The organism is Rothia mucilaginosa (assembly GCF_019334805.1).
Classification (GTDB): domain Bacteria; phylum Actinomycetota; class Actinomycetes; order Actinomycetales; family Micrococcaceae; genus Rothia; species Rothia mucilaginosa_C.
The window spans coordinates 2,022,692-2,035,011 of sequence record NZ_CP079822.1; the positions used below are offsets into that span (position 1 = coordinate 2,022,692).

Here is a 12,320-nt window from a genome sequence, read left to right on the forward strand (position 1 = left end):
GTGGCTTGCTGTGGGGTGAGTTGCGAAAAAGAAAAAAATATTGAGACATAGAACACATGTTTCGGATTTGCGTGGCGCACCAAAAGCCCGTATAGTTTTCTCTTGTGTTCGCCACTGGAACAAAAAAACAGTGAGAACTACGGGTCTTTAGCTCAGCTGGTAGAGCGCCACGTTTACACCGTGGATGTCATCGGTTCGATCCCGGTAGGACCCACCGCTAACCCCGGTACCGCAAGGTACCGGGGTTTTTGTTTACCGGTTTTGTTTACCCATTGACCTGCCACGAGGGTGCCCAGCGGGAAGCTCGCGAAGATAATCCAGTCGGAACTGCGATTCCTTCGGGCATAAAACTGCACTCCACCTATATATAGCCTGCCCTAAGCGCGTATCCTTATATACATGACTGAAAACAAGAAGGCACAGATTGGTGTCACCGGCCTTGCTGTCATGGGCGCAAACCTCGCCCGCAACCTGGCACGTAACGGCTACACCGTGGCACTGCACAACCGTTCCGTAGAGAAGACCGACGCACTGCTGGCTGAGCACGGCGGAGACGGCGACTTCATCCGTACCGAGTCCCTGCAGGAACTCGTTGACTCCCTCGAGTCTCCCCGCCGCATCCTGATTATGGTCAAGGCGGGCGCACCCGTCGACGCAGTGATCGAGCAACTCACCCCCATGCTCGATGAGGGCGACATCATTATCGACGGCGGTAACTCTCACTTCCCCGACACCATCCGTCGCGAGCACGCCCTGGCTGAAAAGGGCCTGCACTTCGTGGGCGTTGGCGTCTCCGGCGGCGAAGAAGGCGCTCTCTGGGGCCCCTCCATGATGCCCGGCGGCTCCGCAGAGTCCTACAAGCACCTCGGCCCCATGCTCGAAAAGATCGCAGCGAAGGCACCTCAGGACGGCGCACCCTGCTGCGCATGGATCTCCACCGACGGTGCGGGTCACTTCGTGAAGATGGTCCACAACGGCATCGAGTACGCCGACATGCAGGTGATCGGCGAAGCCTACGACATTCTGCGCTCCATCGCGGGCATTGAGCCGGCACAGCAGGCAGAAATCTTCAAGACCTGGAACGAAGGCGACCTGAGCTCCTACCTGATCGAAATCACCGCAGAGGTGCTCGCACAGGTAGACGCAAAGACCGGCAAGCCCCTGGTCGACGTTATCGTTGACGCAGCGGGCCAGAAGGGTACCGGTCTGTGGACCGCTAAGGCTGGCCTGGACCTCGGTTCCCCCGTCTCCGCTATCGCAGAGTCCGTGTTCGCACGCGCCCTCTCCTCCTCCGAGCGTGAACAGCGCGAGCAGGCACAGCGCGAACTGCCCGCAGGCCTAATCGCAACCACCGGTATCGGTGCAGGCGACCCCGAGTTCGTTGAGGATGTGCGCCGCGCACTCTTCGCCTCCAAGCTCGTTGCGTACGCACAGGGCATGGACCTGCTCACCCGCGCAGGCAAGGAATACGGCTGGGACCTGAAGCTGGACACCATCGCATCGCTGTGGCGTGCAGGCTGCATCATCCGCGCCGAGCTGCTGGGCGACATCATGGCTGCTTACGCTGATGAGGCTCCCGCGAACATGCTGCTGGCACCCGCCTTCAAGAACCTCATGGAGGAGCTCGTTCCTTCCTGGCGTCGCGTGGTGGCTAAGGCAACCGCACTGGGCATCCCCGTGCCGGTATTCGCTTCCGCACTGTCCTACTACGACGGCCTGCGCCGCGACCGCCTGCCCGCATCCCTGATTCAGGGCCAGCGTGACTTCTTCGGTGCGCACACCTACGGTCGTATCGACGAAGAGGGCGCCTTCCACACCATGTGGAGCGGTGACCGCTCCGAGGTGAACGCAGCGGACATCCACGTTCACTAAGCTCCCGTAGCTGAATACATAAAAGCCCGCCTTCGGCTGGATGAGAATCCGGTCGAAGGCGGGCTTTCGTTATGTCTTATATGGGGCGCCCCCGAGGTGTATTCAGGGGTATCTCCAGAGGTGTAGCAAGGGTATGGCAGGGGAGAAGCCCTGCAGAGCCTCGCCAGGAGCCGTCAGGCGCGCCGCTACCGCCTCAAAACGCTAACAAGCACTAAATCCACATGGCGGGATCAATGTACTCCACAGCGTCCACCAGGGGCTTCTTCTTCTCCGGGGTACGCGGACGGTGCTTCGCCGGAATACCGGTAATAATCGAATCGGCGGGGTGATCGTTGACGACCACGGCGTTCGCACCGATAGCGCTATCGGAACCAATCTCCACCGGACCCAGCACCTTAGCGCCGGCACCAATGGTCACGCGGTCACCAATGGTGGGGTGACGCTTCACCTTCTCCAGGGAGCGACCGCCCAGGGTCACGCCGTGGTACAGCATCACGTCGTCACCGACCTCAGCGGTTTCACCAATGACAATGCCCATGCCGTGATCGATGAAGAAACGGCGGCCAATGGTCGCGCCGGGGTGAATCTCCACACCGGTCAGAAAACGAGCAAACTGCGAGAGAGTACGAGCCAGAGCCTTCGTCTCATCCTTCTGCCAGAGCTTATGGGTCAGACGGTGAACCCAAATGGCGTGCATACCCGAATAGTTCAGCGCAATCTCGACAGCGCCACGCGCAGCAGGGTCGTGCTGGCGGACGTTCTCAATATCTTCACGCAGACGCGCAATAAAACTCATGGGTTCCCTTTCCCTCATCGGTCGTTCTCTGTATATGCGACCTTTCCAAAGGTACCAACAACGGGGCCCTTTCGCCTATTCCCGGCCGGCTACATGTCATAGTAGACACTCTTACCAAAAACTCAGTCACACAAACGCGCGGAACGTAATATTTCTGCCGGTCAAAAGACGCAAAAGCCCCGCCTCGGGACCGTCCACAGTGGGACGAGCCGGAGGCGGGGCGTCAGCTATCCAAACCCTAGGTCCAAGACCTCAGGCAGGGAGCAGAGGGGAGAAACAACGGGCTATTAGCCGCGGATATCTTCGTACAGGGCGGTAGAGATGTAACGCTCACCGAAGTCGGGAACAATAGCCACAATCAGCTTGTCCTTGTTCTCAGACTTCTTAGCCTCCTCCAGAGCAGCCCAGACAGCCGCACCGGAAGAAATACCGCCCAGAATACCTTCCTGGGTAGCCAGCAGGCGGGAGGTGCGCATAGCGTCCTCAGCGCTGACCGGAGTCACCGAATCGTAGATGCCGCGGTCCAGGGTGTCGGGAACGAAGTTAGCGCCCAGGCCCTGAATCTTGTGGGGACCAACACGACCCTCAGACAGCAGCGGGGAGTCCTTAGGCTCAACCGCAACAACCTTCACGTCCGGGTTCTGCTCCTTCAGGTACTTACCCGAACCGGAGATGGTGCCGCCGGTACCAATACCCGCCACGAAAATGTCAACCTTACCGTCGGTTGCTTCCCAAATCTCGGGGCCGGTGGTGTTGTAGTGAATGGTGGGGTTCGCCTCGTTGGAGAACTGGGATGCCAAGATAGCGTTCTCGGTGGTCGCAACGATTTCCTTAGCCTTCTCCACAGCGCCGCGCATACCCTCAGTACCGGGGGTCAGCACAATCTGAGCACCGTAAGCGCGCAGCAGCACGCGACGCTCAGCAGACATGGTCTCCGGCATGGTCAGGATGACGCGGTAACCGCGAGCAGCACCCACCATAGCCAGCGCAATACCGGTGTTACCGGAAGTACCCTCAACGATGGTGCCGCCGGGCTTCAGCGCACCCGACTTCTCAGCAGCGTCAATGATGGCGCGACCGATACGGTCCTTGACCGAACCTGCGGGGTTGTAGAACTCAAGCTTGACCGCAACGTTACCGGGAAGGCCCTCGTCCAGTCGGTTCAGCTTAACCAGGGGGGTCTGGCCGGTTGCTTCAACAATGCTGTTGAGAATCTTTGCCATGGGGTGCTCCTTACATGAGCCTGGGGGAGGCCAGCCGTGACGGGGTCTCCGCGATGAATAATCGGTTACGTGGCAACTCTACTACTCGCCGGCGGCAGGTTTAAACCTGCGGTCACAGTTCGTAATAATGCCAGAGAAAAACTTCAAGAAACGAGGTTTAGGGAAGAGGGTGCAGAAAAGCGCCGCACAAACCCTTTCTCGATAAAGGATGATGATTGTGCGGCGCTCTCTAGAAACATTATGTAGCCCAAAAGACAACCTCTGTATATAAGAGTAGTGATGAACTCTGTTCACCGCAAGCTGGAGCCACAAATTTTATTGCCATCAATGGAAAAAACAGTGAAAAACCGCATCCTGAGATGGAAAAGACGCAAAAGCGGGGGAGGGGGAAAACCAGCCCAGAGGACTAGTTGATGTCCATGTGCAGGTCCCACTTGTTGTTCAGGTAGCGGCCAACAGCCTCACCGAACATCTTCACGTGACGCTTATCAGCCGCCACGGTCTGCTCCTTGCCGTCCTTGAACAGCTTCTCGCCCAGGTCCACGTTCAAAGTCACGGTCCAGTTGTACGCACCCTGCGCCAGAACCGGCTGCTTGGTGCCAATAGTCAAAGTAGCGGTCGGGTTCACGTACCAGGTCTTCTTCTCCTCAATACCTGCCTTGGTGGAGTCCGCGTACTTCTTCATCGCCGCCAGGGTCTCCTGGTCGGTGCTGACCTCGTTCATGTAGTGCATATCGCCGGTACGCAGCAGGTACTCAAACGCCGCACCGAAGTACGCCAGAGCCGCCGCGAAGCCAGCCACCGAGTTCTGGTGCATGGCCTCCGGAACGATCGGGGAAGGAACATTCTGCGGCGGGTGCTCAGCGTTACCCGGCTGGTACTCGCCGTGCTCCTCCATCTTCTCCAGCTTCGCTACGCCGCTGTAATCCTTATTGTCGTTAGGCAGCGGAGAATTCGCTGCGGTAGCCGAAGCCGACGCAGATGCGGAAGGGGAAGCAGACGCCGACGCAGAGGGCGAGGCGGTAGCAGACCCAGAAGCAGCCACAGAAGCGCTCTCAGAGCCAGAAGCGGAAGCAGACGCCTCAGAAGTAGCCTTAGAGCCACAAGCCGCCAGCAAAGCCATGGAGCTGACGCCCAGCACACCCAGCGCCGCGCGGCGGGTCAGGTTCTCGGACATAGTGATACCTTTCAGTCAGTCGGTGATTGCAACCAGTTTAGCCGCAAACCCAACAGGATACAGAGTTGAGCGGACGAAGCGTGAGAAGCGCCTCGCAGATAAAAGTGTTATGACGAACTATGACGCCGCGGAGGTGGCGGAAGCCTCAGTAGAAGCCGAGCCAGACTCGGAAGCAGATGCTGCGCCGGATGCTGCCGCGCTCGCGGTGCCCTGAGTAGTGGTGCTCTGAGTAGCGCCTCCCTGGAGCGTCGCACCGTACGCCACGCTCAGCTCCCACATCTTAGAATCAGCATGGTAGCGGCCGCGGAAATCGCACTCCTGAACCGTCACCTGAGAAGCCGGACCCGCCGCAGAAGCCGTGGCAGAAGCAGTGGGGGATGCCGCGTCAGACACCAGCGCATCCTCAGAAGGCTCAGTAGGCTCAGCAGAAGCACTCGCGGAGGCGACCACCGGCTGAATCTTGCCCTCAGCCACCGCCTCCGTACCGAAATCCAGAGTGTACTTGCCCTTAAACAGCAGGTTGCCATCACTCATAATCGACGGCTGCGCACTCGACAGCGCATAGGAAGCCGACGGGTTCACATACCAGGAACCCTTCTGTACACCCGCAAGAATAGAAGCCGACAGGGCATCCACCTCAGAGCGAGTCTTCGATGACAACGTAATGCCGGTCGAGAACGCATCCGTGCTACCGGTCTTCACCAGATAATCCATAGCCGCCGCAAAATAAGCAATCGCCTCATGGAAACCCGTCACCGTATTGACCGACAGAGCATCAGTCACCTTCGGCTTCGGAGCATTACGCGGCGGATGCTCCACCGTGCCCTGCTCATAATTCACCGCGCCCTCATAGTGGGTGTACTCCACCAGACCCGAATAGTTCTGGCCATCATCACTGTACCCATTCGGGTTAGCGCTCGACTTCGCGCCGTTCAGGCTACCGCCCTGAGAACCAGACTGCTGGCTAGAGCCACCCGAACCGCACGCGCTCAACAGCGCCGCAGAACCGGCAACAGCAGAAACGCCCACGCCCAGGCGCAACAGGGAGCGGCGAGAGAAAGAAGACTGAGAAAAAGAAGACATACAAAAACCTTGAATCCGGGAAAGTACGTTACTACCAGAGTAAAACAGATCATGCCCTAACCCGAGTGCGAGTTAGGGCATGATGCCTCATCCATCTGAGGGCTTAAAGGTTGTCACCATTAGAAGTGCCGCCATTACCGGAGTTACCGGAATCACCAGCGTTACCGCCGTTAGCACCGCCGGAATCGCCAGCATTACCGCCGTTAGCGGCACCACCGGAAGCACCACCATTCTTAGGCTGAGCCGAAGCCTGCGCCTCATACTCGTCCTGAATAGTCAAAGTCCAATCATTATCGTGACGCACACCGGTAACCACCAGGCCACGCTCAGTGCGGCGAACCTTCTCAGACATCTCCGCAGGAGCGCCATCAACCACAACGGTCGGACCCAAATCAATCACCAGGTCGAAAGTCCACTGCACGCTCTTCTTCACCAGGGTCGGAACAGCAGTGAACGCAGACATCGTCACCTTCGGCGACACAAACCAGTTACGCGCCTGCGAGCTCTCATTCGACTCATCCATGAACGAAGAGAACGACGCAATGAACTTCTCATCAGCCTTCGACTCACGCAGCGGAGCCGCATCACCGGTCAACACCAGGTAGTTAATCGCCGCGTACACGAACGCAACCGAATCGTACAGACCCTGCACCGAGTTCTCCGAAGCGCTCGCCGGACGCTTGGGGACCGGCACGTTCTGCGCGGGAGCGGACTCGGTCGCCGGAACGAAAGTGCCCTTCTTCTCGTAGTTATCGAAGGTGACCTCGCCGCTAAAGTCAGTGCGCGCAGAAGCCGAGGGGGACATCTGAGGGGTATCCGCATCAGCGTTCTCGGTGGTGGATGAAGAACCACCGCAGGCAACCAGCAGGGCGCTCAACGACACGCCTGCAACGCCCGCGCCGGCGTAACGCAGAGCAGAACGGCGGCTGATGCCGGTAGCGGAACCATTAGAAAGCCCAGAGGTCAAAGGGAAAAGCGCCACGGAGTACCTTTCGAGTGAGAATCTCAGGTGAGAGACGAGTGAGAGTGCGCCTCGACGAGCGGATATCACACGCGGATACCCCTCTAGAGACAGTCCTAAGTATAACGCGCCCCCGCCTTCACACCCGTGCGTACCACCGCTCAAATGAGCGTGATATGCCGCCCATCAGCGAACTTACCGCAACCAGCGGCAACAGCGCACCGAAAGGGAGGTACAGGGAATAGTGAAGGAGAGGACGCGTTCATCGTCTATAGGGGGAGGGGCTACTGTGCGCCTTCACCAGGAATACCGCCGGGTGCCTCAGCGCCGGGAGCATTTACACCGCCAGCTACACCGCCCGCATCAGGGGCACCGGGCGCTGCGCTCGGCTGAGCCGTCGCAGCTGCAGGCTGAGTCGCCACAGGCTGCGCGGGAGCCGCAGGCGCCTGGGTAGCGGCAGGTTGAGGAGCCTGAGCCGCGCCACCCTGACCAGCAGACCCCTGACCGGCACCACCGTTCTGGGAGCCAGTGTACTGATGGGAACCGTTCTGGGCGGCAGGAGCCTGCGCACCACCGTTCTGCGCGGCACCATTCTGAGCAGTGCCCTGAGCCGCGCCGTTACCCGAAGTATTCGCGCCGGTGTGTGCGCCAGCATTAGCTGCCACGGTGCTGTCATCAGTTACCGTCGGGGTATAGGTCGAGGAAGGATGCGCACGCGGAGTCTGCGTCGGCTTCGGGGTCAATGCGGGATCGTACTGCTGAGGCGAAATCACCAACCAGCGCTTCGCCTCCTCATCGTACTCAGCGTAGAGAGCCTTAATCTCCGCAGCCTCAGTATCCTCCAGAGGCTTAGTCGTATTGGTTGCCTTCTCAACCTGCAAGCCGTGCGCCTGAGTAACAGAACACGCCCACGAATACTTAGTGCCGCGGGTCGTCGGCTGCTTATCGGTCAGGCGGAAGGTCCACTCACCATCAACCAGCCAGTTCGTGCCGGGCGCATAGAAGGCGCGCAGCTTCTCCAAAGAAGCACGCTGAACAGAATTATCCTGATGAACCACCTGCAGGGCCGGACCGGGATCACCGGTCATGCGGGCGTAATTCACCGCCGCCGCAAAATACGCGAAAGTGGTGCGCAGGCTACGGGCGTTCTTCTCGTACATGCTCTCATCCTCAACGGGGATGGGTACGGCGCTCGCCTTAGAATCCACGCTTGCCGGGCTGGCGGTCGGCTCAATCGTGTAGACCTGACCGGTCTCCGGGTCAGTGCTACTCATCGGGGCTGCGCCATGACCGGGAACGTACTTGGTCCACTTCAGCTCGCCCGACAGGTTATCGTAGGCACCCGCAATCGAAGCGGAAGCAGTGGGGGAGGCGGTCGCCTCCTCAGTCTTTTTGGAACCGCAAGCGGCAAGCATAGCGCCCAGGGCGGCAGTGCCCGTGAGCGCAATAAAGTGGCGGCGGCTGTGAATCATAGTGATCCCCTTGAATGTGCTGTGATGCGGAAGTATCGGTGATAAGTGAAGAGCTCACGTCCTAATCCTCAGCCTAACATCACGCCCCTCACAGGAGGGCGCGAAGCAGTCACCCGCGGGGCGGGCAGAGGCATATTGAGGCGAAAATGGGCGGACCTCATCTAGCCCTAGCCTATAGACTTCACGCGTGGCACACAAATAAAAGCCCTCATCCGTGCCTCATATCACCCAATATGACGGGTTCTTTGAGGCACGGATGCAAAGAAGCTTTAGGCTGAACCTCGAATATAACGAGCCGCCTTAGGGGAGGTACTCGCATTCGGGGTCGGCTGCGCGCTCGGAGTATTCGTGGACGGTTCAGGGTTAGCCGCAGGGGTGGCGGTAGCACTCGGGGAAGACTTCGGATCCTCCAGCATCTGCCAGCCCTGTTCACCAAAGTAGACGTAAGCGTCCGCCTTCTGATTACTGCCGTAGATACCGGTGAGCTGCTCACGCTGGCGGGTCTCATGGTTGAACAGGAACGCGTTCTCGTCCACCTTCAGGGTCGCCTTCCAGCAGTAGACGTCCTGCTCGGTGGCGGGCACCGGCTGCGGCGAGCTCAGGTTAATGCACATGGGGTGGTTGTTCTTAGAGACCAGCCAGCCGATGTTGTAGCGGTAGATATCGCGGTACATCTGTGCCATGTTGCTAAAGTGCTCCTGGCCGGGCAGGTTCATGAAGGGATCGGTGTCGCCGGTGAGGAGCATATAGTTCTGCGCCGCGCCCCAGTACTGCAAGAAGGCGTGCAGGCCCTCAACGGTGCGGTCTTTAGCTTCCGGAGGCATGGTGGGACGGGGGACATTAATGGCTCGATGGCTCAGGGTGCCGTTCGAGAAATTTCCGGAACGTTCAAAGAAGTAATCCGGCAGAAGAGCAGGTCCGCGACCATCCAGAGCCGACGCAGGCAGAGGCTCGGCGTACGTAATACTGCGCGTGGTGGTCGCAGATTTAGTCTGGGTGCTCTGAGGCGCCGGTGCGGCATCAGTGGGAGAGGGATCAGTGAGTGGTTGAGGGCGAGAAACTGCGCTGGGGCTGCAAGCGCTTGCGAGTGCACTCAATGCTGCTCCGGAAGAAAGAGCAAGAAGATGGCGACGTGACAGCGAACCGAACATACGCAACCTTTCGCAAGAGTAAAGATGGGCAGGCAGTAACGGGTAGCTCGGATGCAGTGAACCTCAACGGCAGTTGATTGCAGTTGCGTGAGGGGGCGGTGAGCGTTCCCGATGGGGGTGGCATACCGCGGTGAGTACGGATGCGATACGAAGGGCAGGTCAGAAGCCGCCTGAAGGAATCGGTGTGGATTATGACCTGCCTGGTTGTCGTGCTCAACGATTCTAAGCGTACTTTCAGGTTCACAATGACCATATCTGCGCTTAAAGGTAAAAAGTTATCAAATCTTAATATTTGCCCGTTTTATGCGGGTTATAAAACGTACCAATGTGTTCGAGATAACCGCAATAAGATGCGCTGTTTTCCCGCGGAAACTTAGGGATTTTCTAATCTTTTCTTCTTGTGAATAAATCATAAATTGGAGTTGTTGCACCCTGTGCGCAAGTAGTATCTCAACCTCTTCAGGTTGTCCAAACACCTATCAAAAACACCTCAACATGAGCCCCCAAACAACCCGTAGCCGTAACGCGCCCACCGTAACGCCCAAACATGGCATGAAGCAGGTGCACCCTATGGGACAATAGCGCTGTGACTACCACCGACTATGCGCAGCTCAAAGTAGCTCGCGAACTGCTCACTCGAATCCCCCTCCCGCTCGACGTAGAAGCCGGCGAAACCCCCGGCACCCCCTACACCGTCACCCACGACGGCACCGCAGAGCACGGCACCGCCACCGCACGCACCCTGCTCGCAGCCATGGCACGACAACTCGACGACTACATCCTGCCGCGCAGCGCCAGCGTCGATAACCCCCTCACCATCGTGGTCGGCGGCTCCACCGGCGCCGGCAAATCCACCCTCGTCAACACCCTGCTCGGCGAACCGCTCACCCAGTCCGGCGCGATTCGACCCACCACCCGCCACCCCGTACTCCTGCACCGCGCAGAAGACGAGGCGGCACTGTCACCCGAACGCTTCCTGCCCACCCTGCCGCGCACCCGCACCTCCGGCATGAACGCCGGATCGCAGGCACTACCGGGCCTTGACCCGAAGATTGCGCGCGCCCTCATTCCTATTACTACCTCGGCGCTACCGCAGGGCATCGCGCTCATTGATGCGCCCGATATCGACTCCGTCTCCGAAGAAAACCGCACCCTCGCCAAGGAACTGCTCTCCGCAGCAGACCTGTGGCTCTTCGTCACCACCGCCAACCGCTACGCCGACGCCGTGCCCTGGGAGCTACTCCACGAGGCTGCCGCGCGCTCCATCGCAATTGCCGTGGTGCTCAACCGCGTGCCCGAAGGCGACGAAGAAGCCATTGAAAACGACCTGCGACGCATGCTCGACGAGGCGGGAATCCACGCCGTGCTGATTCACACCGTCACCGAACAGCCGCGCGATGAAAGCGGCATGCTCGCCCCCGTCAGCCTCGCCCCTCTGACCCTGTGGATCCGCGAACTCGGCGCCGACGCGCCCGCCCGCGCCGCCATTGCCCGGCAGACTCTCGCCGGTGCCGTCGAAACCCTCGCCGGTAACCTGCAGGTGCTCGCCGCCGAGCAGGCACGCCAGCAGGCGGCACACCAGTCGCTTGCCGCCATCGCCGCCGAAGAATACGAGGATGCGCTGGCCACCATCGACGGCGCCCTCTCCGACGGCTCCCTGCTGCGCGGCGAAGTGCTCTCGCGCTGGCACGACTTCGTGGGAACCGGCGACTTCTTCCGCTCCCTCGACAGCACCATCGGTCGCCTGCGTGACCGCGTCGGCTCCGCACTGCGCGGTCAGCCCGCCGCCGCCCAGAAGGTAGAAGACGCTCTCGAAAGCGGCATCCACGCCGTCGTGCTGGATGCAGCTGCCCGCGCCTCCGAAAACACCCGCACCCGCTGGCATGCCAGCCGTGCCGGACGCTCCCTGCTGGCGCGCCTGGATGTGCTGCAGGCTGTTTCTGTTGCGCCGCAGACGGCCTCCGCCGCGGCGCCCGAACAGAACGCAGAAGCTACCGGCGATACGAAGGGTGAAGTGCAGTCCGCCGAGGACATCTTCTCCGCAGCCGTTGCCGAACAGATCCGCCTCTGGCAGGGCTCCGTGCTCGAAATGATTCGCGAAGAAGGCGCCGACAAGCGCAAACGTGCCCGCTTCCTCTCCCTGGGCGTGAATGCCACCGCCGTGATGCTCATGGTCGCCGCGTTCAGCCTCACCGGCGGCATCACCGGTATTGAGGCGGGTATCGCCGGCGGTAGCGGCGTGGTCGGCACCAAGCTGCTCGAGTCCATCTTCGGTGAAGACGCGGTGCGCCGCATGGCAACCCGCGCCCGCACCGACCTGCTCGAACGCATGGCGGATCTGCTCACCGAGCACGCTCAGCCCTTCACCGCCGTACTGGAAGAAACCGACCCGCAGGCTGAGGCCGAGGACATTCACCGCGCCGCCGAGCAGGTGCAGAAAATTGCCGCGGAGATGAGCGCGCAGAGCCAGGCTGCCCAGGCAAAGGGTGCTCAGGTACAGGGCGCGCAGACACAGGGCGCGCAGACTCCCTGGTCGGCTACATCATAGTCGGGGCAACGCGCTCAACCGCCTGTCACCAGATCAT

Annotated in this window: 9 protein-coding genes and 1 tRNA gene; 3 read left to right on the plus strand and 7 right to left on the minus strand. The window is 60.0% G+C overall.

Features of this window, described 5'->3' with window-relative positions; genetic code table 11:
* The first annotated feature begins 141 nt into the window (after positions 1–141).
* Together LPB405_RS08050 and gndA are read left to right on the plus strand one after the other, a co-directional pair.
* Positions 142–214 (plus strand) — tRNA-Val (locus tag LPB405_RS08050).
* Between the two features lie 185 nt (positions 215–399).
* Entirely contained in the window at positions 400–1,872 is a 1,473-nt protein-coding gene (gene gndA / locus LPB405_RS08055) for an NADP-dependent phosphogluconate dehydrogenase (protein WP_219101147.1), read from the plus strand.
* Positions 1,873–2,083: 211 nt separating this feature from the next.
* On the opposite strand, the gene epsC is transcribed toward gndA, so the two are convergent.
* From epsC to LPB405_RS09095, 7 genes are all read right to left on the minus strand, one after another.
* On the minus strand, positions 2,084–2,668 hold the full coding sequence (gene epsC, locus LPB405_RS08060; protein ID WP_060824622.1) for a serine O-acetyltransferase EpsC: 585 nt from the start codon (positions 2,666–2,668) through the stop codon (positions 2,084–2,086).
* Between the two features lie 287 nt (positions 2,669–2,955).
* On the minus strand, positions 2,956–3,891 hold the full coding sequence (cysK, locus tag LPB405_RS08065; RefSeq protein ID WP_219101149.1) for a cysteine synthase A: 936 nt from the start codon (positions 3,889–3,891) through the stop codon (positions 2,956–2,958).
* A 406-nt stretch (positions 3,892–4,297) separates the two neighbouring features.
* The gene (locus LPB405_RS08070) at positions 4,298–5,068 is read right to left on the minus strand and encodes a DUF6318 family protein (protein ID WP_070506039.1); all 771 of its coding nucleotides are present in this window, start codon (positions 5,066–5,068) and stop codon (positions 4,298–4,300) included.
* A gap of 117 nt (positions 5,069–5,185) precedes the next feature.
* On the minus strand, positions 5,186–6,151 hold the full coding sequence (locus LPB405_RS08075) for a DUF6318 family protein (protein WP_219101151.1): 966 nt from the start codon (positions 6,149–6,151) through the stop codon (positions 5,186–5,188).
* Positions 6,152–6,254: 103 nt separating this feature from the next.
* Entirely contained in the window at positions 6,255–7,133 is an 879-nt protein-coding gene (locus LPB405_RS08080) for a DUF6318 family protein (RefSeq protein ID WP_219101153.1), read from the minus strand.
* Positions 7,134–7,396: 263 nt separating this feature from the next.
* Positions 7,397–8,584 (minus strand): DUF6318 family protein, encoded by a 1,188-nt coding sequence (locus LPB405_RS08085; protein WP_219101155.1) that lies wholly within the window; start codon positions 8,582–8,584, stop codon positions 7,397–7,399.
* 269 nt (positions 8,585–8,853) lie between these two features.
* Complete coding sequence (locus LPB405_RS09095) at positions 8,854–9,408, minus strand: DUF6318 family protein (RefSeq protein WP_257604903.1); 555 nt, start codon at positions 9,406–9,408, stop codon at positions 8,854–8,856.
* A 913-nt stretch (positions 9,409–10,321) separates the two neighbouring features.
* On the opposite strand from LPB405_RS09095, the gene LPB405_RS08095 reads away from it, so the two are divergent.
* Positions 10,322–12,283 carry a dynamin family protein gene (locus LPB405_RS08095; protein ID WP_257604904.1) on the plus strand — a complete coding sequence of 654 codons (1,962 nt, stop codon included), beginning with the start codon at positions 10,322–10,324 and terminating at the stop codon, positions 12,281–12,283.
* The last annotated feature ends 37 nt before the right edge of the window (positions 12,284–12,320 follow it).

What these genes read in the sequence shown, in the direction of transcription:
- gndA (WP_219101147.1), top strand. Translation starts at nt 400, where the DNA reads ATGACTGAAAACAAGAAGGCACAGATTGGTGTCACCGGCCTTGCTGTC.
- epsC (WP_060824622.1), bottom strand. Translation starts at nt 2,668, where the DNA reads ATGAGTTTTATTGCGCGTCTGCGTGAAGATATTGAGAACGTCCGCCAG.
- cysK (WP_219101149.1), bottom strand. Translation starts at nt 3,891, where the DNA reads ATGGCAAAGATTCTCAACAGCATTGTTGAAGCAACCGGCCAGACCCCC.
- LPB405_RS08070 (WP_070506039.1), bottom strand. Translation starts at nt 5,068, where the DNA reads ATGTCCGAGAACCTGACCCGCCGCGCGGCGCTGGGTGTGCTGGGCGTC.
- LPB405_RS08075 (WP_219101151.1), bottom strand. Translation starts at nt 6,151, where the DNA reads ATGTCTTCTTTTTCTCAGTCTTCTTTCTCTCGCCGCTCCCTGTTGCGC.
- LPB405_RS08085 (WP_219101155.1), bottom strand. Translation starts at nt 8,584, where the DNA reads ATGATTCACAGCCGCCGCCACTTTATTGCGCTCACGGGCACTGCCGCC.
- LPB405_RS09095 (WP_257604903.1), bottom strand. Translation starts at nt 9,408, where the DNA reads ATGCCTCCGGAAGCTAAAGACCGCACCGTTGAGGGCCTGCACGCCTTC.